We start from the raw sequence: 24,784 nt of genomic DNA on the forward strand, positions 1-24,784 counted from the left end.
TTCCACCAATTGCAATTTAGGAATATTTATTCCATAAAGAGCCCTTCTGAAAATAAAAATTCAAAGGGCTCTTCTCATGCGTGAACTCGGCATCGGTCTGATTGGCACCGGCTTCATGGGCCGTGCCCATGCCTTGGCGTTCCACAATGCCAAAGCGGTGTTCGACCTTCCCCTGGACCTGAAACTGGCCGCCCTGGCTGACGCCGATCCGCAGCGTGCCCGACAGTGCGCCCAGAGCTGGGGGTTCGAGACGTCCCACGGCGACTGGCAGCAACTGATCGACAATCCCAACGTCCACCTGATCGCCATCACCACGCCCAACCATTTGCATTATCCGATGGCCTTGGCCGCGCTGGCCGCGGGGAAACCTGTCTACTGTGAAAAACCCCTGTCAGTTTCCCTGGAACAGGCCGACCGCATGCGACAGGCCGCCAAGGCCGCCGGCGTGGTGACGCGGGTCGGCTACAACTATCAGCACAACCCGATCATCCAATTGGCGCGGGAGATGATCCAGCGCGGGGACTTGGGGCGGATCGTCAGTTTCCAGGGCGAATTCAGCGAGGACTTCATGGCCGACCCCACCTCGCCGTGGTCATGGCGCTGCGAAGCCGAGCATGCCGGCGGTGCCTTGGCCGACCTGGGCAGCCACTTGCTGGCCATGGCCCGGCATCTGCTGGGTGACATCGAAGCGGTATGCGCCGACAGCCAGACCGTGCACAGCCAACGCCCCGCTCGCGCAGGCACCGCCGAACAATGTGCCATCGCGGTGGACGACCAGGTCCACGCGCTCTTGCGCTTCGCCAATGGCGCGCGGGGCACGGTCAGCAGCAGCTGGCTCAAGCACGGCTACAAGAACCACCTGAGTTTCGAGATCAGCGGCACCCTCGGCACCCTGGCATTTGATCAGGAACGGCTGAACGAATTGCGCGTCTGTCGCGCCGGCCAGCCGGGCTTCCAGCGCTTGCTGGCCGGGCCGGACCTGCCCGGCTATGCCGCATTCAGCCCGGCCGCCGGACACCAGTTGGGGTACAACGAATTGAAGACGTTGGAAGTGCAGGAACTGATCATGGCCCTCGCTGGCGAAGGCGGCAGCGGCACGGATTTCGAGGAGGCTTGGGAGGTGGAGCGACTGGCGGCGGCGATTCGCGTGGCGGCGCGGGAGGAGCGTTGGGTGAAAGTCAGGGAGCGCTAGCCACTGATTTCCCACTCTGGCCATACAGAGGCATGTTCAGCCTGAATTTTCTTGGGCTTGCAACCCAACCAACCGCCCCGCCAACGCCTTGGCCTGGCTCGCCACATCAGTTACGGCAGTACTTTCCCACCACATCCCCCGCAGTGGCGGGCCCATGGCGAACAGGCGGCTGGCCGGCTCGCCTTTGGCATCCAGCACCGCGCCGTCGGCACGCGCGGCGATGCCCAAGGCCAGCGGCCCCGGCTGGATCAGCCCTCGGGCCAGCAACTGTTGCGGCAACGGTCGTGCAACGCGTCGCCAGTCATATTCGATGCCGCTGGAGTTGATCAACGCGGCGCCCTGCACCACTTCCAGTCCGGCCTCTCCCCGTCGGCGAACATTAATGGCCACCGATCCCCCGCCAGACACCGCCAGTCCCTTGAACGACGCCGCCTGGATCCGCAGCCGCCCTTCCTCGTGCAGACGCGCCACCAGCTCCGCGCTCAACGGTGGCGAGCGATGGTGATGGCTTTCCCACCACGGCCGCACATGCCGCACGAACTGTCGGCGCTGCACATCGCTGGCCTGGTTCCACAAACGCCCGATGTGCGCGCGCACGGTGTCCAGCGGTGCCTGCCAATCAACCCCTTCGGCCTGCGCTTGACGGCATTGCTCGCGCAGGGCGCGCATCAACTGGCGGGGCGAACGCAGGTTGTGATCTTCGGCGAGGAAGTCCACCCAGGCCGGTGGCTGGCGGCGCACATGGGGCAGCAGGCCGTGGCGGGAAAACACTTCGATCGGCCCGCGATGCCCGGCCTGCTCAAGCGATACCACCGCGTCGACCATGGTCAGCCCCGAGCCGATGATCAGCACGGTGGATTGCGGATCCAGTTCACGCATCGCGGCCACATCCCAGGGATCCAGGGCCGCGGCATTCAAGCCGCTGGATTCGGTTTGCGGAGTGCGCGCCGCCGGGAACATGCCCGTGGCCAGCACCGCGAAACGGCCACGCAGGACTTGGCCGTCGTTCACCGTCACCCTCACGGCATCGTCGACAAGCCGCAGGTCCACGGCCTCCCCACGCACGTGCTCGGCGGTCGAACCGTTTTGTGCGCCCCACTCCCGAGCCTCGGCCAGGCGCTGCTGCACATAAAGGCCAAACAGCCCTCTTGGAGGAAACAGCTCGCTGACCGGCACGTGCTGCTGGTCCGACTCAGGCCAGCCGCCCGCCTCGATGAACTCGGTAAGCCATTGCGTAAGGTCGTCGGCATTGTCCGGGTCGACGCTCATGCGCGCCGCGTTGCCGTTCAGCGTATGGCCCAACTCCACCGCGCTATAGGCCTCGCCCCGGCCCAGCTCACTGCGCGGCTCGACAATCAACACCTCGCGCCGGCCCGGCAGGCGCAGCAACTGCGCGGCCAGCATGGCCCCGCTCAGGCCGCCGCCGATGATCAGGATGTCGGCTTCGCGGGTATTGCCTTTCATCGTTTGCGCCAGCGCTGTGTCCATACCGCTCTCCAGGAATCAAATCACCACATTGCGTACGAATCGCGCCGCCACCGCGCCATCATTGCGATAGGCATGGGGCTGGTTGCTGGCAAACATGAAAAACTCACCGACGCCTATGCGGCGCTCTTCACTGCCCAGCAGCAACGTCAGGCAGCCTTCGAATACATAAAGTTGTTCGCTCCATCCATCTGCATCGCACTCGGAATGGTAATGCTCGCCCGGCTCCAGCCGCCATTCCCAGAGTTCTACCTCACGGCTGGCGGTGGCCTTGGCGAGCAACACAGCTTTGCTGCCCGGGATCACACCGGCCCAGACCAGTTCGTTGATGCGGCTCGGGTCGCGGGCTTCGGGGGCCTGGATCAAATCGCTGAAGGCCACGTCAAGGGCTTCGGCGACCCGATCAAGGGTGGTCAGGCTGACATTCTTTTCGCCGGCCTCGATGGCCACCAGCATCCGCCGGCTGACCCCGGACCGTTCGGCCAGCGCCGTCTGGCTGAGCTGGGCGGCATGCCGCAAGCGGCGGACGTTCTGGCTGACGTGTTGCAGGACGGAGGCCCGCTGCCCATTTTCTTTGTGCACTATATTGCTCATTTGCCGGGGTTGCGCATTATACTGCCCACCTTCTTCATCCGGGCGCATTGTGCGTCCGCCTCATGTGGCGCGCAAGGTCATGGCATCGGTGAATTCCCCTCAAGCATCCTCCCGTTTTCCAAGGCTCAGCAAGGCCGAATGCGTGCTCGTGCTGATCACCATGATCTGGGGCGGCACCTTCCTGCTGGTGCAGCACGCCATGACGGTCAGCGGGCCGATGTTTTTTGTCGGCCTGCGCTTCGCTGCCGCGGCGGGCTTCGTTGCGCTGTTCTCCTGGCGCCATCTGCGAGAACTGACACTGTTCGAACTCAAGGCTGGGTGTTTCATCGGCGTGGCGATCATGCTCGGTTATGGCTTGCAAACCGTCGGCCTGCAAACCATTCCCAGCAGCCAATCGGCGTTCATTACCGCGCTCTATGTACCCTTCGTGCCCTTGCTGCAGTGGCTGGTGCTGGGTCGGCGGCCTGGATTGATGCCGAGCATCGGCATCATGCTGGCGTTCACCGGGTTGATGCTGGTGTCCGGCCCGGCCGGGGCGTCGTTGAATTTCAGTCCGGGCGAAATCGCCACGCTGATCAGCGCCATCGCCATTGCTGCGGAGATCATCCTGATCAGCGCCTATGCCGGCCAGGTCGATGTGCGCCGGGTGACCGTGGTGCAACTGGCAAGTACGGCGGTGTTGGCCTTCCTGATGGTGGTGCCGACCCAGGAAGTGATTCCTGACTTTTCCTGGCTGCTGTTGATCAGCGCCGTCGGCCTGGGCGCCGCCAGCGCAGCGATCCAGGTGGCGATGAACTGGGCACAGAAAAGCGTCTCCCCCACCCGCGCCACGCTGATCTATGCCGGCGAACCGGTGTGGGCCGGCATCGCCGGGCGCCTGGCGGGCGAACGGTTGCCGGCGATTGCACTGTTGGGCGCTGGATTGATCGTGGCGGCGGTGATTGTCAGCGAGTTGAAGACCCGGGGCAAAAATGCCGTTGAGGTGATTGAAGTGCCTGAACGCGAGGGTTGATTACCCTTCCCTCGCACGGATTTGAAAGATCCGGACGAAGTCAGCCACGAACAATCAAGTTATCTAGATCGTAGACGCCACCGCCTTGCATGACGTCGACACGGTGCAAGATGCGCAGCGCCCGATTACCGGGTTGCTCGCTGCGAGGCGCCGAACCGCTGAGCAGTAACGCCCTGTTGTCCAACGTGAACTGTGCGTTGAGTGTCGGCGTCGCCGCGACAGCTTTCCAGAAAGCATGTTTGAACAGGTCGAAACGCTCGAAGACTTGCCCGCGCAATTGATCGGCAACCAACGCCGGGACAGGGGCACCCTGGCTGCTCGCCGCTTGCGTCTGCCAGGCCTCAGCCACCGCCAGCCCTGCTCCGCTGACGACACCGGGACAATCCCGACGGTCGTTGAACATCACGTAGACCGGCTCCAGCCCGGAATCGTGGGGGAACACCACGACGTAATCATCGAATCGCACCTCTTCGACAGAGTCGAACGAGGCCAATTCTGGCACCGATGAAGACCGGACAAAGCCAGCGGAGTCGAGCCGATCCTGCTTGGGCGTCGCGGCTGATTCCACGCCACGGGGTAGCGCCCATTCGACAACGGAGGACTGCGGGCCATCCGTCGTCAAACGGTAAACCCTCTCGTCTTCATGCCAGAGCGCCGGCCTGACACGAACCTTTGCGGGCAACGCCCCGGCGCAGGGAGTGATGTAGATTTCAAAAAGCTCGCGTATTGCTTTCAGCCCATAAGACAGGCTGCCGGGTTTCACGGCGACCGTCGTGGTGCCCATTCGCATCGGCAACTCGACTTCGCCACGCTGAGCGGCAAGTGCCTGCCAATCAGGATCGATCAGCGAGAGTTCGGCCAACGCCACGCAGAGGCCAAAGCGCACTGCCTTGGCTCGACTGGCGAACCTGAAGTTCAGCACGCCGACGTATTTTCCGAGATGCTCCCGCGCGCCGTCAGTCATCGACCAATTGAACTCGGCGACTGCGGAACGGAGCGTCTTTTGCAGGTCTGTTCGCTGGCGGGGCACCAGCGGCTGCGCATTGCTGATTAACAGACTTGGGCGTTCCAGATTGTCGGCGGCAGACAGACGAAACAAAGTGGCGCCGAGGTCTGTTCCCCGTATATGCACAAGCTGCCCCAAGGTATTGTCCAGCGCGGTTTCGGCCTTGGAGTGAAGCTCCGCGTGGCGCTGGGCAATCAACGACAAACGCGCAATATAACGGCTGTGGTTGACAGTCGCCTGCTGCAGATTGGCTTGCCAGGTGGTCCCGTCCGCTTTGTTGTAGGCAAGATTTTGCTTGGCTGCGTTCTTCGCAAATTCAAGGCGCATTTTTTTGCGTCCGAATGCACCTACGGCCATGAGCACATCGTGCTGTGCGCGCTCGACGTGACGGATGGCTTTTTCCATGTTCGCCAGTGTCGCGCTTGGACTCTGTTGGGTTTGCAGCGCCTTGATAGAACTCTCAAGCAGCGTGAAGGCCGATTCGGTCGTTCGCTCCGCAGCGGCAAGGTCCGCTGTCACCCGCTGCGTGTTGGCAAGCTCGCGCTTGGCTCTCGCTGTCGCCTGCTCGGCTGAGCTCAACCTGGGTCCTGGCTTGACCGACGCCGGAAGCGCCCCGCCCTTGAAAGGAATGATGTTGTTTTTAAGATGCCAGTGTTTTACGTAATAAACGACTGCCCCGGAGGAGTTCCGGTTCGTGGTGTCCTCTGGGTAAAACAGCAGGTCCGCACCGCCGGGATGCCCCACTATTCGATCAAAGTGATTAATCAGCCTGTCATGATCTTCTTCACGAATATCGACGTTCCAGATCTGGTCGACGAACATCTGAAACTCGGACTCGGTGTAATCCTGGAGTTTTGCTTTAAGTTCCATCTTTGGTTTTCCTTGTTTAAGCGTGTGCCTTCGATGACGCGCCTGCTCACGACGGGTTGAGCAGGTGCGTTCAAAGGGCTGGTTTATTCTGGCTTGAAGCCTGGTTTGTTATGGCGGGATCGCCATTCCTTGACTTCTTTCAGGGTCCCTACGAGGCCGTCATCTTGGCCTTTGCTGGGGGACGAGAAATAACGCCATAACCGTCTGGATGCTCAGTGACAGCTTCGAAATAGGGAAGCGCTCATCACCTTGATCAACGGTGTCCTTTATCTATTAACGTGAAGACCAAGGTTTTTACTCTCATATCCTGGGTATATTGAAAAACAACCTTTTTATCGGGATACAATTCTGGGTCCAACGGGTACGAATCCCACCCCCCAGTCATCCCTATCGGAACTGGCATTTTTATAGGGCCTTTCGATTCCATCGGCTCACCAAAAATGGCATGGACATCAGACTGCGTCATCTCTGGCATATAGGGGGCAGGAAGCTCGCCTTGATATTTGGAGGTCGAAGGTGTGGTTCGTATGAGGGTAACGAAAAGCGTCTCGAATCTCCTTGTCTCCCGCCAGAAGTCCAGCTCTATGCCCGGTTCCGGGTCAAGTCCAAGTCGATCTCGCCCCTCATACATTTCGGTCAATGTTTGGTCGGGAAGTACACCCTGCCCTACCAATACCTCGTGCGAAGTTCCGATACGTTCGATTAGGACTTCAAATTCAAAAGCTTTCATCAATACCACCCCTGGTTTTTATGCAGATCGTGCAACAACTTTTGGGCCGCATCTATATCTGACTCTGAAGCTCCAGATTCGACAAGTCCCGGTTTTAGTGCTGCTAAATTACTGTTCACTGCTGCCTCCAGATCTGCAGCGTCATTCATGCTTTTCTCGACGCTGTTGCGCCCACCATACGTCTCACTGAATTTCTGATGAACACTCGAAGGAATAGCAATACACGGCGCCCGTCGGATGGCGTCCCGAATTTCGGAGGTGCTCATATTTTCATAATGCATACCCATATGAATTTCCAACGCCTTCCTAGACGGTATGTGATCAATGTCCAACCCATCCCCTCTGCTTCGACCACTGAGCTCGTTATACGGCCCTACCTCCAACGGTTCCACCGGAGGGCCGACAAACACCAATCCCGGCGAAGGCAGTTCCATATCCCCCGGATACCCCGGAATACTCGCACCGCCCTGCACCGGATCAATAGCCGGAAACGTCTGGTTTTCCGGTAGGACGGGGATGACAGGGTTGCCGGGGTAAACCTGCGACAGCGGTGGCGCACTCGGTAAGGTGGTCGGGCCGAGCAGTTCGATGCCCGGCGGGACCAGGGGTGTTCGGGTGCCGTCGCCGACAGGCGCCGCCGGCCAAGGTATGACGGCCGGGACGATACCCGGTGTGCCGAGCAGGCTGTTTGGCGTGGTGATGCTGATGCGGTCGAGGTTGAATGGGTTTTCACCCAGCTCTGCCCGCTCCTGGTAACGCAGTTCGAATTGGCGACGCTCACCCACCCAAGTGCTTTTCGGCGCATAGGGGGCAAAGCCTCGTTCGATGCGTTTCTGATTGACCTCGTCTGCGTTGCTGAACAGCGTCGGATGCTCGGCCAGGGTTTGCCATACGGCCTGATCGAAAGCACTGAACGACTTGATTTCCCGCGCCCGTAGCTGGTGGCCGAGCTGTTCGGGAATGGCCGCGCCCTGGGCCCGGCTTGCGGTGTTCCACCAATCATTCGCTGCCGGTTTGCCAGCGCCCGTGACGATGCCCGAGCCGAGGGGTGGCAAATCGAAAGAGAAATAGGTGGGTGGCAGGCCAGGCACGCAGACGATGCAGTCTTGAATGCGCAGGTCCACGCCCGCCGGCAAAGTCACCACCTGAGGCGCCATTGCCGTCAGCACCGGTGGGCTTGCAGGCATCGCCTGGCTGGCGGCATCGGCGGTAAATTGCAGGTGTCGGGTCGGTGAGCCGGGGACTTCGGCGTTGTAGAGGCCGGTCAGGGGATCAAATACCGCGCTGACGACAGGGACATGAGTTGCGATCATGTTGCCGGTATTGGCAACGTGAAGCGCAGTGCCTTCGGTCACAGCTTGTGGCTTGAGCCGGTACGCCACTTCAACCGAACCGCCGGCATCAGCAATCGATCGCAGCGCGGGGCTGTCGGTGACGCCGAGCGCTTGCGCCGGTACGCCGACGCCCTGGAACAAGCGGCTACGTTGTTCGGGCGTCAGCTCGCCGTTGCCCAGCTCCGGCGAGTAGACCATCGCGGTGACGAAGACCGGGCCCGTCCTGGCCAGGATCCGTCCGTAGTCCTTGAGCGTTTCGACGGACGCGGCGACAGCCTGTTCCAACACCGCTGCAGCTTGCTGGCCGACAAACACGGCGTCCCGCGTCAATACCATCCCGCCCGCAGTCATCGAAAGCGCAGGCACACTCAGGGTATGGACTTGCCTGAACCGCTCCAGTCGAATGCTTTCATCCACTTGCTGTTTAAAGCGGATGCGCTCCGCTCGCTGCTCGGCATACTGGCGTTGGCGCTCCCAGACAACCTCTCGCTCCCGCCAAACCACGGTCTGTTCGGCATGGTGCCGGGCCAGCGCGTTGGATTTTTCGGTCAGGGCCTTGATCTGCGCAGACAGTATTTGCGCCTCTTGGGCAGCGGTATAAGCCTGCTCCCAGAGTCGATGACCTTCTTCAGCCGCGGCGCCGAATTGAGCCAGTCGCGTGCGGTAGTCGTTCGCCGAACGGATGAGCGGATCCTGTCCGTCGAAGACACGGGCCGCGCTGTTCTTGGCGTTGAGTTCCGTGGTTTTTCGGGCGATCAGCCCGTCGATCTCATTTTTCTCTTTGGTGATGGTGTAAAGGTGCCAGCGCTCGGTCGAGTTCGAAGTGGGCGGCCGTCTTGCCGCAGAGATTTCCTTTTGCAGCGACGCGTCGAGTTGTTGCTTTTTATTCGCGAAGTGTCGATCCACCTCGGCCCGGGCGGAGGTGTGGCGCTGCACCATGGTCGCCAGCACTTGTTGGCGCGCTTGGTCCTTGGCCTTCGCGGCAGCGACGGCCTTGGCTTTCGCAGCGTCGGCTTTCGCTTTTGCAGCGGCTTTCGCTTCTTCGGCCTGGCGTTGGAGCGTCGCTCGCCGCCGCTTTTCCATCCCCTTGGCTGAACGCTTTGGGCCGCCTGTCGCTCCGACGCGGTTTCCTCCGAAGCCGCCGCCATACCCGCCGCCGGAACCGCCACCCGGTGCGGGCCGCCCCGGTCTGATGACTACTGTTCCATCTGATCCATCGTTAAGTGTTTGCTTTGCCATACAGTTCTCCTTTTCTGTATGGCGCAGCATGGCGATGGAGCCCTGTTCGGGTGCGGTACATATGCACCGCACCCGAACACTGTCTTTAAGGCAGGAGTGCCTTGTTACCCTTGGCCGATCCCAACGAACCGGCGCTTACCGAAACATCCAAAAATAGGAAAAATCCATCTGCCTTGTAGGATTCTGCGACACCCTCGCGGTTGGTGATCTGGAATACGCCACGTATGATCCCGGACAACCTTTGCCGAATAGAAACCTATGTCACTGATAGTTCTATTGCTTTTGCCCTTCATCGGCAGCTGCCTGGCGGCCTTGCTGCCGCATAACGCGCGTAACGCCGAATCCTTGCTGGCGGGCCTTGTGGCGCTGGCCGGCACCGTTCAGGTGGCATTGTGGTACCCGCAGATCGCCGATGGCGGCGTGATCCGCGAGGAATATTCATGGTTGCCGAGCCTGGGCCTGAACCTGGTGCTGCGCCTGGACGGTTTCGCCTGGCTGTTTTCATTGCTGGTGCTGGGCATCGGCACGCTGGTGTCGTTGTACGCCCGCTACTACATGTCGCCGGACGATCCTGTACCGCGTTTCTTCGCGTTTTTCCTGGCGTTCATGGGCGCCATGCTCGGGTTGGTGATTTCCGGCAACCTGATCCAAATGGTGTTTTTCTGGGAACTGACCAGCCTCTTCTCGTTCCTGCTGATCGGCTACTGGCATCACCGCGCCGACGCTCGACGTGGTGCCTACATGGCGTTGATGGTGACCGGCGCCGGCGGGCTGTGCCTGTTGGCCGGGGTGATGCTGCTCGGCCATGTGGTGGGCAGCTATGACCTGGACAAGGTCCTGGCCGCCGGCAACCTGATCCGTGACCATGCCCTCTACCCCATCCTGCTGCCGCTGATCCTGATCGGCGCCTTGAGCAAAAGCGCCCAGTTTCCTTTTCACTTCTGGCTTCCCCACGCCATGGCCGCGCCCACGCCGGTGTCGGCGTACCTGCACTCGGCGACCATGGTCAAGGCCGGTGTCTTCCTGTTGGCGCGGTTGTGGCCTTCGCTGTCGGGCAGCGAAGAATGGTTCTACATCGTCGGCGGCGCAGGCGCTTGCACCTTGGTGCTGGGCGCCTATTGCGCGATGTTCCAGAACGACCTCAAGGGCCTGCTCGCCTATTCGACCATCAGCCACCTCGGGCTGATCACCTTGCTGCTGGGCCTGAACAGTCCGCTGGCGGCGGTGGCGGCGGTATTCCATATCCTCAACCACGCGACGTTCAAGGCTTCGTTGTTCATGGCCGCCGGGATCATCGATCACGAGAGTGGCACCCGGGACATTCGCAGGCTCAGTGGCCTGGTCAGGCTGATTCCGTTCACCGCGACCCTGGCCATGGTCGCCAGTGCGGCGATGGCCGGGGTGCCGCTGCTCAATGGTTTCCTGTCCAAGGAGATGTTCTTCGCCGAAACCGTGTTCATCTCGGCCACGGCCTGGGTCGAGTTGGCGCTGCCAATCATCGCCACCATCGCCGGCACATTCAGCGTCGCTTACTCCCTGCGCTTTACCGTGGATGTGTTCTTCGGCCCCACCGCCACCGACCTGCCCCACACGCCTCATGAACCGCCGCGCTGGATGCGCGCGCCGGTGGAGTTGCTGGTGTTCACCTGTCTGCTGGTGGGGATTTTTCCGGCCCAGGTGGTCGGTTCGTTGTTGGCCGCCGCGGCGCTGCCCGTGGTGGGCGACCCGCTGCCCGAGTACAGCCTGGCAATCTGGCACGGGCTGAACGCGCCCATGATCATGAGCCTGGTGGCGATGTCGGGGGGCATCGTCCTGTATCTGCTGCTGCGCAGCCAATTCAAACAAGGCCACATCAAGCATCCGCCGTTGATCGGTCGCCTCAGTGGCAAGCGGCTGTTCGAACGCTGCCTGGTGCTGATGATGCGCCAGGGCCGACGGCTGGAGCGCAGGATCAGCACCCGGCGCCTGCAAGCCCAACTGTTTTTCCTGGTACTGGCGGCGGTGTTGGCCGGGCTGATTCCGATGCTGCACAGCACGCTGGTCTGGGGCGACCGGCCGAAGATTCCCGGCTCCGTCGTGTTTGTCACCCTGTGGGTGCTGGCCATCGCCTGTGCCTTGGGCGCGGCCTGGCAGGCCAAGTATCACCGTCTCGCGGCGCTGACGATGGTCAGTGTCTGTGGCCTGATGACGTGCGTGACCTTCGTCTGGTTCTCGGCCCCCGACCTGGCCTTGACGCAACTGGTGGTTGAGGTGGTCACCACCGTGCTGATCCTGCTGGGCCTGCGCTGGCTGCCACGGCGGATCGAAGACGCGCTACCTCGGCCGAACAGCGAACGGCGCGCACGTATCCGGCGCCTGCGGGACTTGCTGCTGTCCGTCAGCGTCGGCGCCGGCATGGCGCTGCTGTCCTATGCAATGCTGACGCGCCAGACGCCCAATGACATCTCTTCGTTCTACCTCAGTCGGGCGCTGCCCGAAGGCGGCGGCACTAATGTGGTGAATGTGATGCTGGTGGACTTCCGCGGCTTCGATACCCTGGGGGAAATCACCGTGCTGACGGCGGTGGCCCTCGCGGTGTTCGCCTTGTTGCGACGGTTCAGGCCGCCCAGGGAAAGCATGCAACTGCCGGCGCAACAACGCCTGCTGGCGCCGGACGTGGTCACCGACCTGGTCAACCCGCGCCACGCCAGCGACACCGCGCTGGGCTTCATGATGGTGCCCTCGGTGCTGGTGCGGCTGTTGCTGCCCATCGCCTTGGTGGTGTCGTTCTACTTGTTCATGCGTGGCCACAATCAACCGGGTGGCGGCTTTGTCGCTGGGCTGGTGATGTCGGTGGCGTTCATCCTCCAATACATGGTCGCCGGCACTCAGTGGGTCGAGGCGCAAATGAGCCTGCGACCGCTGCGCTGGATGGGCACCGGGCTGCTGTTTGCCACCGTCACCGGCCTGGGTGCGATGGCGGTGGGCTATCCGTTCCTGACCACCCACACCTGGCATTTCACATTGCCGCTGCTGGGCGACATTCATCTGGCCAGCGCGCTGTTTTTCGACATTGGCGTGTACGCCGTGGTGGTCGGCTCGACGCTGTTGATCCTCACCGCCCTCGCCCACCAGTCGGTGCGCGCGCACAAACCGAGCCTGCATCCCAAACCCGTCGCACAACCGATAGGAGCCGCCTGATGGAAGAAGTCATCGCAATTGCAATCGGCGTGCTGGCCGCCTCGGGGGTCTGGCTGGTGCTGCGGCCGCGAACCTTCCAAGTGGTCATGGGCCTGTGCCTGCTGTCGTATGGCGTCAATCTGTTTATCTTCAGCATGGGCAGCCTGTTCATCGGCAAAGAGCCGATCATCAAGAACGGCGTGCCCCAGGATCTGTTGCACTACACCGACCCACTGCCCCAGGCCCTGGTGCTGACCGCCATCGTGATCAGCTTCGCCATGACCGCGTTGTTCCTCGTGGTGTTGCTCGCGTCCCGGGGACTGACCGGCACCGACCATGTGGACGGTCGGGAGCCCAAGGAATGATGCTGACGTCTCACCTGATCGCCGCGCCCATCCTGTTGCCGCTGCTGACTGCCGCGTTGATGCTGATGCTCGGCGAAAAGCACCGTCCGCTCAAGGCGCGGATCAACCTGTTTTCCAGCCTGCTGGGCCTGGGCATCGCCGTGCTGTTGTTGCGCTGGACCCAGGACCAGGCGCTGCCCGCGTCCATTGGCGTATACCTGCCGGGCAATTGGCAGGCACCGTTCGGTATTGTGTTGGTGGTCGATCGCCTGTCAGCCCTGATGCTGGTCCTGACCGGCATCATCGGTGTGTGCGCCCTGCTGTTCGCCATGGCCCGATGGGACCGTGCCGGGACGAGTTTTCATGCCTTGTTCCAGATCCAGCTCATGGGCCTGTACGGCGCGTTCCTGACGGCGGACCTGTTCAACCTGTTCGTGTTTTTTGAAGTCTTGCTGGCGGCTTCCTACGGTTTGATGCTGCATGGCTCGGGCCGGGCGCGGGTGTCGTCGGGGCTGCATTACATTTCCATCAATCTGCTGGCTTCGTCGCTGTTCCTGATTGGCGCGGCCCTGATCTACGGCGTCACAGGGACATTGAACATGGCCGACCTGGCCTTGAAAGTGCCCCTGGTGCCGGAAGCCGACCGCGGCCTGCTACACGCTGGGGCGGGGATTCTCGCGGTGGCGTTCCTGGCCAAGGCCGGCATGTGGCCGCTGAACTTCTGGCTGGTGCCGGCCTACAGCGCGGCCAGCGCCCCGGTGGCGGCACTGTTTGCGATCATGACCAAGGTGGGCGTCTATACGATCCTGCGCTTGTGGACGCTACTGTTTTCCGGGCAGGCCGGCGCGTCGGCGTATTTCGGGGCGGATTGGCTGATCTACGGCGGCATGGCGACGATCGTCTGCGCGGGGATCGCCATCCTCGCGGCCCAGCGCCTGGAGCGCATGGCCAGCCTGAGTATCCTGGTCTCAGCGGGGATCCTGCTGTCGGCCATCGGCTTTGCCCAGCCCAACCTCGTCGGGGCCGCGCTGTTTTACCTGGTGAGTTCGACCCTGGCGCTCTGCGCGCTGTTCTTGCTGGCCGAATTGATCGAACGGTCACGCTCGGCCAACGAAGCGCCATTGGACGATGACCTCGACAGCCTGCCGCGCCCGCTGGAATCCCTACAGCCGCCCAAGGGCATCAACCTCGACGACGAGCAGAAGGCCGTGGTCGGCCAAGTGATTCCCTGGACGATGGCCTTCCTCGGCTTGAGTTTCATTTTCTGTGCATTGTTGATTATCGGCATGCCGCCGCTTTCAGGCTTCATCGCAAAATTGGGTCTGCTCCATGCGTTGCTCAATCCCCAGGGGCTCGGCGCGAGTTCCGAGGTACCCGTGTCGCCCGCGGCGTGGGGCTTGCTAGGGTTGCTGATCCTGTCGGGGCTGGCTTCGCTGATTGCTTTTTCACGACTGGGCATCCAACGATTCTGGACGCCGCAAGAACGGCCCTCACCGCTGCTGCGACCGTTCGAATGTCTGCCGATCATCGTCTTGTTGGGCCTGGGGATCGCCTTGACCTTCAAGGCTGAGCCGTTGCTGCGCTACACCCAGTCCGCCGCCGACGCGCTGAACAACCCCGAACATTATGTGATGTCGGTGCTCGCCACCCGCACCGTGCCCAACCCTGAAACCCGCGCTGGGTTGCGCGAGGTGCAGCCATGAAGCGTCTGTTTCCCGCGCCGTGGCTGTCCCTCGCGCTGTGGCTGCTCTGGCTGGCGTTGAATCTGTCCCTCAGCGCCGGTCATGTCCTGCTTGGCGCTGCGCTGGGCTTCCTGGCGCCGTTGATGATGCGCCCGCTGCGACCACGCCCGATCCGCATCCGGCGACCGTGGGTAATGCTGCGGCTGTTCTTGTTGGTGGGGCGCGACGTACTGGTGTCCAACGTGGCCGTCGCCTGGGGCGTCCTGAATGCCGGGCGCCGTCCACCTCGCTCGCGGTTCCTCAAGGTGCCGCTGGATCTGCACGATGCCAACGGCCTGGCGGTGCTGTCGATGATCACCACGGTGATTCCCGGGACGGTCTGGTCGGAACTGGCGCTGGACCGCAGCATCCTGTTGATGCACGTGTTTGATCTGGAGGACGAAGCGGCATTCATTGCGCATTTCAAGGCCACCTACGAGCGGCCCTTGATGGAGATTTTCGAATGAGCCCGCTGCTCTCCAATGCGATCCTGCTGAGCCTGTTTCTGTTTTCGCTGACTATGGTCCTGACCCTGGTGCGTCTGTTCCAAGGCCCTTCGGCCCAAGACCGGGTCCTGGCGCTGGATTACCTGTACATCGTTGCGATGCTGATGATGCTGGTGCTGGGTATCCGGTATGCCAGTGACACGTATTTCGAGGCAGCGCTGCTGATCGCCCTGTTCGGCTTTGTCGGCTCGTTCGCCTTGGCCAAGTTCCTGTTGCGTGGCGAGGTGATCGAATGATGGGCGAACTGTCGTTGTGGGTGGAGATCCCGGTGGCAATCCTGCTGGTGTCCAGCAGTGTGTTCGCCCTGACCGGGGCGATCGGGCTGGTGCGGTTGAAGGATTATTTCCAGCGCATGCATCCGCCGGCGCTGGCCTCGACGCTGGGCGCCTGGTGCGTGGCGCTGGCCTCGATCATTTATTTCTCGGCCCTCAAATCCGGGCCGGTATTGCACGCGTGGCTGATACCGATCCTGCTGTCGATCACCGTGCCGGTGACCACCTTGCTACTGGCACGGGCGGCCTTGTTCCGCAAGCGCATGGCGGGGGACGACGTGCCGGCGGAGGTGAGCAGTCGCCGGACCGACTGACAGACATTTCGAGCTGGTACAGCTTTTGTGGCGAGGGAGCTTGCTCCCGCTGGGCTGCGCAGCAGCCCCAAGGCCTGCCACCTTGGTGTGTCAGGCTGATTGTGTTCAATTTTTCTGGGAGGGCTGCGCCCTCCAGCGGGAGCAAGCTCCCTCGCCACAACGGCATTCGTGAATCAAGCCCACGCCACCGTCAGCAACCCCGCCCCTAACACGACACACAACGGCGAGTAGACCCAGGTGTCGAGCCGGGCGAACGTCGAGTCCTTGACCTCCTTGAAGAAGCCCACCAGGTTCGACTCGCCGATGGCGCGGGCAAACATCACCAAGGCAATCGCGCTGATCAGCCACTGCAGGGCCCGGTGGGTGACGGGCGGCGCGAGCAAGCCGACCCGCAGGCACACCAGCACCGCAATCATCAGCAGCGCGATGGCCACCAACAACGTCAGCCATCCCGACGGGTTGAATGCCGGCCGCAACGTGCCGCCCTGCTTCACCGGAACCTGCGGCACCACCGCCGAAGCCGCCCATCGGCCACCGAGGGCCCAGTACATATGAATCAAGCTGATGGTCGCAAACACTGCGACCAGCGACCGAGCCACTAAAAGCGTCATTCGCCAGCCTCCTGAATAAGGTTGAACAATCATCCTAGCTGGAATTTGGCATTTCGCTGGACGGGCGCAGGTTGCCAGTTTCCAGCGAATGACGCCTTGCCCAGGATCAACTGTTCAATCGGCTGGCATCGAGCGCGCTACAGGGCGGCGGAAACCTTGTCGGCAACGTCCTTGGGCAACCATGCTTGCCAGACCTGGGGATGGGCCTTGAGGAACGCCTCGGCCGCTTCACGTGAAGGGGTGCGTTTCTCGCTCATGTCGGCCAGGGCCTTGTTCAGCGGTTCGATGGGCAAGTCGACCTTGCTGAAGAACTCGGCGATGTCGGGATGCTGCTTCTGGAACGGCGCGGACACGCCAATCGACAGTTTCGAGGCCAAGGACCGGGTTGGCTTCGGATTCGGGTTGTCGGCGTCGGTCAGGGTTTTCCAGGCCTCGGCATCGAACGGCGGCTCTTGCAGTTGCACCAGTTTAAAACGTCCGAGCAACGGCGTCGGCGACCAGTAATAAAACAGGACGGGCTTGCCACGACGGATCGAGGAAGTGATTTCCGCGTCGAGGGCGGCTCCGGAGCCGCTGCGAAAATTGACATAGCTGTCGGAAAGACCGTAAGCCTTGAGCTTCTGTTTATTGACCACTTCGGACGTCCAGCCGATGGGGCTGTTGAGGAAACGTCCCTTGTCGGGGCTTTCCGGGTCCTTGAACACGTGCTTGTAGCGCGCCAGGTCCTCGACGCTACGCAGGTCCGGCGCCAACGCCTTGATGCCCTTGGCCGGGTCACCCTTGATGACGTATTCCGGCACCCACCAACCTTCGGTCGCACCCTTGACGGTATCGCCCAGGGCGACCACCTTGCCTTCAGCCTCGGCCTTGACCCACACCGGGCTGCGCCCCGCCCATTCCTCGCCGATCACTTGGATGTCGTTATTGGCCAGGGCGGTTTCCAGGGTAATGGTGGTGCCCGGCAACGTATCGGTCGGTAGCCCGTAGCCCTTTTCGACGATGACCCGAAGGATGTCGGTGATCAGGCTGCCGCTCTCCCAGTTCAGGTCGGCGAAATGGATCGGCGCCGATGCGGCTGATGACGGGAGTGGCGAAACCAATGCAGCGAGGGTGGCCCAGGCAGCCAGCCACTGTCGAACGCGTTTCATGCTTGATACCTCATGCCGGATACAGCAGTGACCGAACGGCGTTGCGAACCAAGCGCAAGCCTGTGAATAATTCAGTCAATTGACTGTAGCCAAGGTTCCAGCAAGCGCCGTGTAAAAACTGTTACAGGTGCGCAAAGTCCGAAAGCGATTCAAACCGATGCGTCCGTTTACTTAGCTGCGGCGCACTTTCTATTCGCTGGCCTTGAATGTCACGAGTTCGCCCTTGCGCCATTTGGCTGCCTTCGCAGTGACCGCTTTCAGAGTCTTGGTCAAGCCTTCCAGCAACTGCTCGTTGGCCGCGAACACCGTCACCACGCTGTGGCCTTCCTTAAACAGGATGGCATGACCGTCTGCTGTCGTGACGAACGCGTAGTCACCCAGGCCATAGACTGTCAACTTGATCTCACGAAACTTGATTTCAAACTTGCCACCCTCGCGACTTGGCAATACCGCCGCGCGAAAATGGTCGCCAACCTTGAGTTCGAGCCTGGGCTTGTCATCCACCACCAGCGCCGATTCGGTATCGATTTCGGCAATGTAAATACCTTCGGCGGTCTGCTCGGTAACGTAGACAAACCGTGACTGGAATTGCTTGACCAGTTTTGCCCGCAGGTCACCCAGAACAAATAACGCATGCATGTCGAGATTACTTACTGCCAAGGAAACATCCCCATCTTTTTAAACGGCCCACGCTCCAGGCGTGGACCAAGAGAACCCGCACGGTCGCAAGGGACCTGTCATTGAATTCAAAAGTGAACGGCGCACCCTGACCCAGGGCGAGAGAAGACTAAAGGATCGCCACGCTCGCTGTCTTTCCCAGAGATCGTCAGGGGCTGAAGGAAAACACCACACTGATTATCGGAAAAGGTGGGACTACTAACTTTAGGGAAATTTCTCACTTAAAAAAGCATTTTTCTGACATCGAGACCAAAAAAAATTGCTTTAGATAGGCACCACATCCACACGGTGCTGCTGATTCTAGAGCAGCCAACGGCGTGGAGACTACTCGAAACAACCGACAATTCGTCGGTAAACCATAGAAAAGGAATTCACATGGGTACTTTCACAACCCTGATCCGCCCCGTTACCTCGCGTGTTGTCCAAGCACACGAGCCCGCTGATGGCTGCGAAGGCAGTGCAAATTCCTTGATCCAGCCGCAATACAGGGTCGTTCTGGCTGGCAAGTGCTTTTTTCATATCGAAGAGACGTCGACTGGACGTGTAAGAGGTTTCCGAGCCGATCATAACGAAGCCTGCCACTTGGCCAGGAGCCTGGAACAGAACCTTGCCGTCCCATCTGCGCCCTGTCCATGACTTAACTGAGCCGCCGACCTGCAACTGCTGCCATACTGGCGGCCCAGCGAAGACCGCCGCCTATCGGCGGTCTTCGCACAATAATATGACTTGAACGGAAGGCGCGACGTGACGGAACTTGATATTGGCGATTTTTTCATCCGTGGCGAAGCGAGAGAGGTCGAAGGCGAGTTCCAGGCCGTCATTGTAATGCGCGCCAAATCACCTTCGACCGCTGTCACCTATCACCAGGTGGAGAAGGATCGCTGGTTCAAGACCTCGGAAATCGCTGCCGAGGCCGCAAGGGATGCGGCAAAAGCCTTGAAGCTTGCGGTGGACGAAGGTGCGCTGAAAGCTTGAAATCGATCGAACTCCTGGTGAGCGCTTGCCCTCAGATAAGGGAAGCAACCGAGGCGCCATGACGGTGCCAGCCTAAAGGAGTCCCCCATGCAACAGCCATCCCATGATCTCAAGACCCTGTTCGACCAACTCGGGCTGCCCTCGGAGGGCACCGACATCGACGGTTTCATCGGGGAGCACCCACTGGACCCGGACACCAAGCTGGTCGATGCGCCTTTCTGGTCGGATCAGCAAAAGGATCTTCTCAGGGATTGGCTGCTCGCCGACGGTGAGGAAGCGGTGCTGGTGGATCAACTGAATGTGCGCTTGCACGACGGCAAGTAACCTCAACCACCAGGCGGCTCTTGTGGCGAGGGAGCTTGCTCCCGCTCGGCTGCGCAGCAGTCGCCGGCCTTATTGGGCCCGCTTCGCAGGCCAGCGGGAGCAAGCTCCCTCGCCGCAAGAGCTCGGCGCACAGGTTGCGTTGAGATTCAGCGCGCCTTCTCAGGCTTATAGCCCAACCGCAACCCACCCCAATGACGGCCCTTGAGCATGATCGGCACCGACAGGTCATGCATCAATTCACCCGTATCGCGCGTGTACGTCTGCAGCAGCACCGGCTGCTGGTGGCTGCCGCAGCGGATCCCGGTGCGATCGGAAAACTTGCGCTTGGTGCGGTTATTCAGGGTATCGACCTGAGGATCGCCGGTCAGCGGCTGGCAGAACGCATTGTTATGGGTCGGCACGTAGCCTTGCTGGGTACAAGCGATCGCAAACACCAGGCCCTCGTGCCGGGCCAACAACGGCTCCTGGATACCTGGCAACACCTGATCGGTGTAGCGGTCGAAACGCGTCTGGAACTTGGCCGGATGGGTGTTGGGGATGGGCTGGTAGCTGCGGTCGAACAGGTCGTCCAGACTGATACGACCCTGGTCGATGTCCGCTTCGAACTGCGCAGCAATCCGGCTCGCCCCTTCGCGCGCAAGGTCATAGACCCGCTGGTGATAATCGTCCAGGCCCACTTCGGCCAGGCGTTCGCTGATGGTTTCGGCCTGGCCTTCCATCTGGATGGCAGCCTCGGCCAGGCGCTGGGTCTGTTGGTCACTGACCGCCAGGTCGCTGCGCATTTGCTCGATGGCATGGAACAGGCTATCGAGTTGCCCACGGTTGGTGTCCGTGCCTTGGGCGATGGCGCTGACCTGGGTTTCGACGCCGGCCGCGAGCCGGGCAATGTTCTCCAGGTGTTGGCCGGTGTGCTCGACTTGCTGCACGCCGCTGTCCAGGTCGCCGGCCAGTTGGCGGATCTGTTCGACCACTTGCGCGGTGCGCTGCTGGATGTCCGCCACCATGACCCCGACCTCACCGGTCGCCGCAGCCGTGCGTCCGGCCAGGCCGCGAACCTCATCGGCCACCACAGCGAAACCGCGTCCATGCTCACCGGCCCGCGCCGCTTCGATGGCGGCATTGAGGGCCAGCAAGTTGGTCTGGCTGGCGATCGATTGGATCACCAGGGTGACACGCTGGATTTCGTCGCTGCGCACGCTCAGCGCCTCGATCAACTCGCGGCTGTCGTTGGCGCGCTGGCTGAGCTGGTGCATGCGGCTGATGGACTCCACCAGCTCGCTGCGCCCGGCCACACTGCTGCGATGGGCCTCGCTGGCCGCGCCCAAGGCCTGCTGGCTGAGCTGCGAGGTAGCCTGCTCGGTTGCGATCATCGCTTCGGCGTTGCTGACAATCTGCGCCGCAGCGCCGAGCTGCGACTGGACCTTGCCGGCCAACTGCTTGACGGAATAGGCCACGCCCGCGGCAGACAATGCGTTATGGCTAGTGGTGTAGGAGAGGTCGCGGGTCAGTTCGGCCAGGCTGTCGCTCGCCGCCGATACCGGCGCGCTGGCCAGGCGCGAGCGCAGGCGTGGCAACCAGACGATGAGCATCGCCAGGGGTAGGCCCACGTACAACGGCCAACCGCCCAGGGTCACGCCGCACAGCAGCAAGACCAGCGCGAGGCTTTGCAACGTCGGCGCAAGCCAGCGTGCCGTGCCACGCGTCGCGGGCACCGATGCCGGCACCGTCCCCGCCAGAGATCCGTCTGTCGCCATTTTCGCCACCATAGTTCTCATTGTTATGCACGCATTAAACGCCACTACGGGGCCATTATCCATGGTCCATTAGTCGTGTTTTTGCGTCAGCTCAAGAGAAACGGGCAGGCAGGCGAAAACAAAAGATCGCAGCCTCCGACAGAAGGCTGCGATCTTTTTACGGAACGCGGATCAGGCCTGACGCTGGTGCTTGTCGATCTGTTCGTGACGTTCCTGGGCTTCGATGCAGTACTTGGTGGTCGGGCTGATCAGCAGGCGCTTGAGGCCGATCGGCTCGCCGCTGTCGTCGCACCAGCCGAAGCTTGCGTCGTTGATGCGGTCCAGGGCCTGCTCCAGTTGCGGCAGCATGCGTTGGTCGCGATCGATGGCGTTGACCAGCCAGGTGCGCTCTTCTTCCACGGAAGCGGCGTCCGCCGGGTCGGCCGGGGTGTCCAGACTCTCAATGGCGATTCGGTTCTGTTCGATGCGCTCGTGGGTTTCAACCTTCATGTTCTGCAACAGCTTGGTGAAGTAAGCCAGCTGCTCGGCATTCATGTAGTCATCCGCCGGCATGGCCAGCAACTTTTCCTTTGTCATTGATTTCTCTATAAAAAAACGTGCATTAAGGCGAATTATGAAGCGTCCCGCATTAAGCCGCCACGCTCATCGGGAAGGCGCCGTCTATTCCAAGCGCCACCCGGCACTCAATTTACGAGGGGCGGCAGTCTAAGGCCGAGTTGTGGCGTCAGCAACTGAAAACATGGGGAAAATGTCCGACAACCCCTACAAATGCTGTCTGACAGGCTAAAGGCGGTCATCGGAGTGCGTTTATAACAAGAAATTCAGTGCAATGGATGTATTAAGAAGACAAATGGCAACGCCACGCGGGTCAGGCGTGGCGCGTTGTCGCATCGGCGGGAGGCCTAGCGCTTGAGTTTGCGTTTGTTGCGGTATTGGTCGATGACCACCGCGACCACAATGATCAGCCCCTTGATGATGTCCTGGATATAGGCATCGACGCCGACGAAGGTGAATCCGCTGGCCATCACCCCGAGGATCAGCGCACCGATCACCGTTCCGGTGATGCGCCCCACCCCACCGGCAAGGCTGGTGCCGCCGATCACCGCCGCGGCAATCGCGTCCAGTTCATAGGACATGCCCATGCCGGCCTGCCCGGTCGCCGCCCGCGCCGATGCCACCACCCCGGCCAGGCCCGCCAGCAACCCGGCGATGCTGTAGACAATCACCAAGTGACGCTTGACGTTGATGCCCGAGGTGCGCGCCGCCTGCATGTTGCCGCCGATGGCGTAGGTGTATTTGCCGTACTTGGTGTAGCGCAAGGCGATGTGGAAGATCACCGCCACCACCAGGAAGATGATCACCGGCATCGCGCCGTGGCCGATGGCGGTGTAGGAATCGGACAACATGCTCACCGGCTGGCCTTCGGTGTAATAACGCGCCAGGCCACGGGCCGAGACCATCATGCCGAGGGTGGCAATAAAGGGCGGGATACCGGTCATGGCGATGATGCTGCCGTTGATGGCCCCGGCCAGCAAGCCAACGCCCAGTCCGGCGATCACCGGGATCCACACCGGCAAGTCCGTCAGGGAAGGAAACACCGCTCGGGCGAAATCCGAAGTCTGGGCCAGGCTGGCGGCGATCATCGCCGACAACGCCAGCACCGAGCCGGATGACAGGTCGATGCCAGTGGTGATGATCACCTGGGTCACGCCGATGGCCAGCAGGCCAATGATCGACACTTGCAGGATCATCAGTACCAGGCGCTGGGAGTTCATCAGGAAACTCTGGTCACGCATGATCCAACCGAACATCTCGAACACCAGGCCGATGCCGATCAGCACCAGGAAGATGCTCAGTTCCGTCGGCAGCCGCCGACGCGGCCTGGCCGGTGTGGCCGCAGGTTTGTTTTCCAGTATCGCGTTCATAGCCACTCACCTTTTCTATTCGGACTGACGGGCATCAGGACAAACCCGAGGCCAGTTGCATCACTCGTTCCTGGGTCGCTTCGCTGCGCTCGAGGGTGCCCATCAGGTCGCCTTCGTGCATCACCATGACCCGGTCGCTCATGCCCAGCACTTCGGGCAGTTCCGAAGAAATCATGATGACCGCCATGCCTTCGCTGGCGAGGTAGGAAATGAGCCGGTAGATCTCGGCCTTGGCGCCGACGTCGATGCCGCGTGTCGGCTCGTCGAGAATCAGGATCCGCGGGTTGGTCATCAGCCATCGGGCCAGCAAGGCCTTCTGCTGGTTCCCGCCAGACAACGTGTCAATGCACTGCTCAAGGGACGGGGTCTTGACCCGCAACTTCTTGCACATGTCTTCACACAACGCACGCAGGGCCTTCTGCTGGATGAATCCATTACCGACGTAATGGGGCAGCACTGCCATTTCCATGTTTTCCAGCACCGAAAGGCACGGAAACAGCCCGCTGAGCTTGCGGTCCTCGGTCAACAGCGCGAAGCCCTTCTCGATCGCCATGTGCGGGTCGGTGATGCGCACCGGTTGTCCGTCCAAGAGGATTTCGCCACCGGTGCTCGGCGTCACGCCGAAGATCGCCTCGGCGACGTTGGTCCGGCCCGAGCCCATCAGCCCGGCGATACCGAGGATCTCCCCGGCGTGCAGGTCGAACGATACCCCTTTGAAAATGCCGTCCAGGCTCAGGTCGCGTACCGACATCACCAGATCACCGATGGGTTTGTCGCGCACCGGGAACAGCTGGCTCAGTTCACGCCCGACCATCATCGAAATCAGGCTGTCGCCGTCCATGCTGTCGGCCCGTTGCAGGCCGATGTACGCGCCGTCACGAAACACCGCCACTTCATCGGCGATGGCGAACACTTCATTCATTTTGTGGGTGATATAGATGATGCCCTTACCTTGGGACTTGAGGTCGGCAATGATCGAGAACAAGTGGGCGACTTCCGTCTCGGTGATGGCCGAGGTCGGCTCGTCCATGATCAGGATGTCGGAGTCGTACGAAACAGCCTTGGCGATCTCGACCATCTGCCGCTCGGCGATGCTCAGGTTGCCCACCTGCTCTTCGGGGTCGAGCTTGATCCGCAGGCGCTCCAGCAACCGGGCGGTGCAGCGGTGCATTTCGCCGTGGTCGACCATGTGCAGGCCGTTGAGCTGTTCGCGGCCGATCCAGATGTTCTCGGCGATGCTCATGTGCGGCATCAGGTTCAGTTCCTGATGGATCATCGCGATCCCGGCCTGCAAGGCCGCCAGGGGCGTGTCGAAAGTGACCGGCTTGCCGCGCAGGCGCAGTTCACCGGCGTCCGGCTGGTAGATGCCGGCGATGATTTTCATCAAGGTGGATTTGCCTGCGCCGTTTTCACCCATCAGGGCCAGCACCGAGCCGGGGCGTACCCGCAATTGCACGTCGGACAAGGCCACCACGCCGGGAAATCCTTTGCTGACGTTAATGACTTCCAACAGGTACGGTTCGTCAGGTATTGCGCCCGGTTGGAACATTGTCACCGGGACGCTCGAAGCAGTCGCTGAAGCGAACATGGT

Annotated in this window: 22 protein-coding genes; 10 read left to right on the forward strand and 12 right to left on the reverse strand. The window is 61.3% G+C overall.

What is annotated here, in order from left to right:
• The first annotated feature begins 76 nt into the window (after positions 1-76).
• Positions 77-1,192, forward strand: a complete 1,116-nt coding sequence (locus tag HU742_RS15030) for a Gfo/Idh/MocA family protein (protein ID WP_186644626.1) — start codon at positions 77-79, stop codon at positions 1,190-1,192.
• 36 nt (positions 1,193-1,228) lie between these two features.
• On the opposite strand, the gene HU742_RS15035 is transcribed toward HU742_RS15030, so the two are convergent.
• Entirely contained in the window at positions 1,229-2,680 is a 1,452-nt protein-coding gene (locus HU742_RS15035; protein WP_186644627.1) for an FAD/NAD(P)-binding protein, read from the reverse strand.
• 15 nt (positions 2,681-2,695) lie between these two features.
• Positions 2,696-3,259: a helix-turn-helix domain-containing protein gene (locus tag HU742_RS15040; protein WP_186640088.1), complete on the reverse strand. Its 564-nt coding sequence runs from the start codon at positions 3,257-3,259 to the stop codon at positions 2,696-2,698.
• A gap of 91 nt (positions 3,260-3,350) precedes the next feature.
• On the opposite strand from HU742_RS15040, the gene HU742_RS15045 reads away from it, so the two are divergent.
• On the forward strand, positions 3,351-4,283 hold the full coding sequence (locus HU742_RS15045; protein ID WP_189664456.1) for a DMT family transporter: 933 nt from the start codon (positions 3,351-3,353) through the stop codon (positions 4,281-4,283).
• Positions 4,284-4,323: 40 nt separating this feature from the next.
• Here the strand turns inward: HU742_RS15045 and HU742_RS15050 are convergent, their stop codons facing one another.
• The 3 genes from HU742_RS15050 to HU742_RS15065 all read right to left on the reverse strand — a co-directional run bounded on the left by HU742_RS15050 (position 4,324) and on the right by HU742_RS15065 (position 9,462).
• Entirely contained in the window at positions 4,324-6,159 is a 1,836-nt protein-coding gene (locus HU742_RS15050; RefSeq protein WP_186640084.1) for a pyocin-S2/colicin E7-DNase domain-containing protein, read from the reverse strand.
• 253 nt (positions 6,160-6,412) lie between these two features.
• Positions 6,413-6,889, reverse strand: a complete 477-nt coding sequence (locus HU742_RS15060) for a DUF6392 family protein (protein ID WP_186644628.1) — start codon at positions 6,887-6,889, stop codon at positions 6,413-6,415.
• Entirely contained in the window at positions 6,889-9,462 is a 2,574-nt protein-coding gene (locus HU742_RS15065) for a pyocin-S2/colicin E7-DNase domain-containing protein (protein ID WP_186644629.1), read from the reverse strand. Before HU742_RS15065 ends, HU742_RS15060 begins: the two co-directional genes overlap by 1 nt.
• A gap of 258 nt (positions 9,463-9,720) precedes the next feature.
• Here HU742_RS15065 and HU742_RS15070 point away from each other — a divergent pair, with 258 nt between their 5' ends.
• Genes HU742_RS15070 through HU742_RS15095 form a run of 6 tightly spaced genes read left to right on the forward strand, consistent with a single transcriptional unit; the run spans position 9,721 to position 15,778 of the window.
• Positions 9,721-12,642 carry a monovalent cation/H+ antiporter subunit A gene (locus tag HU742_RS15070; RefSeq protein ID WP_186640080.1) on the forward strand — a complete coding sequence of 974 codons (2,922 nt, stop codon included), beginning with the start codon at positions 9,721-9,723 and terminating at the stop codon, positions 12,640-12,642.
• Positions 12,642-12,986, forward strand: coding sequence for a Na+/H+ antiporter subunit C (locus HU742_RS15075; protein ID WP_038579788.1), 345 nt, complete (start codon positions 12,642-12,644; stop codon positions 12,984-12,986). Before HU742_RS15070 ends, HU742_RS15075 begins: the two co-directional genes overlap by 1 nt.
• Positions 12,983-14,668, forward strand: coding sequence for a monovalent cation/H+ antiporter subunit D (locus HU742_RS15080; RefSeq protein ID WP_186644630.1), 1,686 nt, complete (start codon positions 12,983-12,985; stop codon positions 14,666-14,668). The genes HU742_RS15075 and HU742_RS15080 overlap by 4 nt, the downstream gene beginning before the upstream one ends.
• On the forward strand, positions 14,665-15,153 hold the full coding sequence (locus HU742_RS15085; RefSeq protein ID WP_186640076.1) for a Na+/H+ antiporter subunit E: 489 nt from the start codon (positions 14,665-14,667) through the stop codon (positions 15,151-15,153). The genes HU742_RS15080 and HU742_RS15085 overlap by 4 nt, the downstream gene beginning before the upstream one ends.
• Positions 15,150-15,428, forward strand: coding sequence for a K+/H+ antiporter subunit F (locus tag HU742_RS15090; RefSeq protein WP_186640074.1), 279 nt, complete (start codon positions 15,150-15,152; stop codon positions 15,426-15,428). Before HU742_RS15085 ends, HU742_RS15090 begins: the two co-directional genes overlap by 4 nt.
• The gene (locus HU742_RS15095) at positions 15,425-15,778 is read left to right on the forward strand and encodes a Na+/H+ antiporter subunit G (RefSeq protein ID WP_186640072.1); all 354 of its coding nucleotides are present in this window, start codon (positions 15,425-15,427) and stop codon (positions 15,776-15,778) included. The genes HU742_RS15090 and HU742_RS15095 overlap by 4 nt, the downstream gene beginning before the upstream one ends.
• Before the next feature lie 173 nt (positions 15,779-15,951).
• Here HU742_RS15095 and HU742_RS15100 read toward each other — a convergent pair whose 3' ends face one another.
• The 3 genes from HU742_RS15100 to HU742_RS15110 all read right to left on the reverse strand — a co-directional run bounded on the left by HU742_RS15100 (position 15,952) and on the right by HU742_RS15110 (position 18,176).
• Positions 15,952-16,389, reverse strand: a complete 438-nt coding sequence (locus HU742_RS15100; RefSeq protein ID WP_186640070.1) for a DUF3995 domain-containing protein — start codon at positions 16,387-16,389, stop codon at positions 15,952-15,954.
• A 137-nt stretch (positions 16,390-16,526) separates the two neighbouring features.
• Positions 16,527-17,537, reverse strand: coding sequence for an ABC transporter substrate-binding protein (locus HU742_RS15105; RefSeq protein WP_186644632.1), 1,011 nt, complete (start codon positions 17,535-17,537; stop codon positions 16,527-16,529).
• Between the two features lie 189 nt (positions 17,538-17,726).
• Positions 17,727-18,176 carry a hypothetical protein gene (locus HU742_RS15110; protein ID WP_186640221.1) on the reverse strand — a complete coding sequence of 150 codons (450 nt, stop codon included), beginning with the start codon at positions 18,174-18,176 and terminating at the stop codon, positions 17,727-17,729.
• Positions 18,177-18,959: 783 nt separating this feature from the next.
• Between HU742_RS15110 and HU742_RS15115 the strand changes: the two genes are divergently transcribed.
• Positions 18,960-19,190 carry a hypothetical protein gene (locus tag HU742_RS15115; protein WP_186640066.1) on the forward strand — a complete coding sequence of 77 codons (231 nt, stop codon included), beginning with the start codon at positions 18,960-18,962 and terminating at the stop codon, positions 19,188-19,190.
• Between the two features lie 87 nt (positions 19,191-19,277).
• Positions 19,278-19,514: a DUF2789 family protein gene (locus tag HU742_RS15120; protein WP_186640064.1), complete on the forward strand. Its 237-nt coding sequence runs from the start codon at positions 19,278-19,280 to the stop codon at positions 19,512-19,514.
• A gap of 146 nt (positions 19,515-19,660) precedes the next feature.
• On the opposite strand, the gene HU742_RS15125 is transcribed toward HU742_RS15120, so the two are convergent.
• From HU742_RS15125 to HU742_RS15140, 4 genes are all read right to left on the reverse strand, one after another.
• Positions 19,661-21,268, reverse strand: coding sequence for a methyl-accepting chemotaxis protein (locus tag HU742_RS15125; protein ID WP_186640062.1), 1,608 nt, complete (start codon positions 21,266-21,268; stop codon positions 19,661-19,663).
• Positions 21,269-21,439: 171 nt separating this feature from the next.
• Positions 21,440-21,844, reverse strand: a complete 405-nt coding sequence (locus HU742_RS15130; RefSeq protein WP_186640060.1) for a TraR/DksA family transcriptional regulator — start codon at positions 21,842-21,844, stop codon at positions 21,440-21,442.
• A gap of 326 nt (positions 21,845-22,170) precedes the next feature.
• A complete protein-coding gene (locus HU742_RS15135) occupies positions 22,171-23,193 on the reverse strand; it encodes an ABC transporter permease (protein ID WP_186640058.1) in 1,023 nt (340 codons plus the stop codon).
• Positions 23,194-23,227: 34 nt separating this feature from the next.
• Positions 23,228-24,781, reverse strand: a complete 1,554-nt coding sequence (locus tag HU742_RS15140; protein WP_186640056.1) for a sugar ABC transporter ATP-binding protein — start codon at positions 24,779-24,781, stop codon at positions 23,228-23,230.
• Positions 24,782-24,784 lie beyond the last annotated feature (3 nt).

The sequence above is a fragment of the Pseudomonas marvdashtae genome (assembly GCF_014268655.2).
In the GTDB taxonomy this organism is placed as follows: Bacteria; Pseudomonadota; Gammaproteobacteria; order Pseudomonadales; family Pseudomonadaceae; genus Aquipseudomonas; species Aquipseudomonas marvdashtae.

What these genes read in the sequence shown, in the direction of transcription:
- HU742_RS15030 (WP_186644626.1), top strand. Translation starts at nt 77, where the DNA reads ATGCGTGAACTCGGCATCGGTCTGATTGGCACCGGCTTCATGGGCCGT.
- HU742_RS15035 (WP_186644627.1), bottom strand. Translation starts at nt 2,680, where the DNA reads ATGGACACAGCGCTGGCGCAAACGATGAAAGGCAATACCCGCGAAGCC.
- HU742_RS15045 (WP_189664456.1), top strand. Translation starts at nt 3,351, where the DNA reads ATGGCATCGGTGAATTCCCCTCAAGCATCCTCCCGTTTTCCAAGGCTC.
- HU742_RS15050 (WP_186640084.1), bottom strand. Translation starts at nt 6,159, where the DNA reads ATGGAACTTAAAGCAAAACTCCAGGATTACACCGAGTCCGAGTTTCAG.
- HU742_RS15060 (WP_186644628.1), bottom strand. Translation starts at nt 6,889, where the DNA reads ATGAAAGCTTTTGAATTTGAAGTCCTAATCGAACGTATCGGAACTTCG.
- HU742_RS15065 (WP_186644629.1), bottom strand. Translation starts at nt 9,462, where the DNA reads ATGGCAAAGCAAACACTTAACGATGGATCAGATGGAACAGTAGTCATC.
- HU742_RS15070 (WP_186640080.1), top strand. Translation starts at nt 9,721, where the DNA reads ATGTCACTGATAGTTCTATTGCTTTTGCCCTTCATCGGCAGCTGCCTG.
- HU742_RS15075 (WP_038579788.1), top strand. Translation starts at nt 12,642, where the DNA reads ATGGAAGAAGTCATCGCAATTGCAATCGGCGTGCTGGCCGCCTCGGGG.
- HU742_RS15080 (WP_186644630.1), top strand. Translation starts at nt 12,983, where the DNA reads ATGATGCTGACGTCTCACCTGATCGCCGCGCCCATCCTGTTGCCGCTG.
- HU742_RS15085 (WP_186640076.1), top strand. Translation starts at nt 14,665, where the DNA reads ATGAAGCGTCTGTTTCCCGCGCCGTGGCTGTCCCTCGCGCTGTGGCTG.
- HU742_RS15090 (WP_186640074.1), top strand. Translation starts at nt 15,150, where the DNA reads ATGAGCCCGCTGCTCTCCAATGCGATCCTGCTGAGCCTGTTTCTGTTT.
- HU742_RS15095 (WP_186640072.1), top strand. Translation starts at nt 15,425, where the DNA reads ATGATGGGCGAACTGTCGTTGTGGGTGGAGATCCCGGTGGCAATCCTG.
- HU742_RS15100 (WP_186640070.1), bottom strand. Translation starts at nt 16,389, where the DNA reads ATGACGCTTTTAGTGGCTCGGTCGCTGGTCGCAGTGTTTGCGACCATC.
- HU742_RS15105 (WP_186644632.1), bottom strand. Translation starts at nt 17,537, where the DNA reads ATGAAACGCGTTCGACAGTGGCTGGCTGCCTGGGCCACCCTCGCTGCA.
- HU742_RS15110 (WP_186640221.1), bottom strand. Translation starts at nt 18,176, where the DNA reads ATGCATGCGTTATTTGTTCTGGGTGACCTGCGGGCAAAACTGGTCAAG.
- HU742_RS15120 (WP_186640064.1), top strand. Translation starts at nt 19,278, where the DNA reads ATGCAACAGCCATCCCATGATCTCAAGACCCTGTTCGACCAACTCGGG.
- HU742_RS15125 (WP_186640062.1), bottom strand. Translation starts at nt 21,268, where the DNA reads ATGGCGACAGACGGATCTCTGGCGGGGACGGTGCCGGCATCGGTGCCC.
- HU742_RS15130 (WP_186640060.1), bottom strand. Translation starts at nt 21,844, where the DNA reads ATGACAAAGGAAAAGTTGCTGGCCATGCCGGCGGATGACTACATGAAT.
- HU742_RS15135 (WP_186640058.1), bottom strand. Translation starts at nt 23,193, where the DNA reads ATGAACGCGATACTGGAAAACAAACCTGCGGCCACACCGGCCAGGCCG.
- HU742_RS15140 (WP_186640056.1), bottom strand. Translation starts at nt 24,781, where the DNA reads ATGTTCGCTTCAGCGACTGCTTCGAGCGTCCCGGTGACAATGTTCCAA.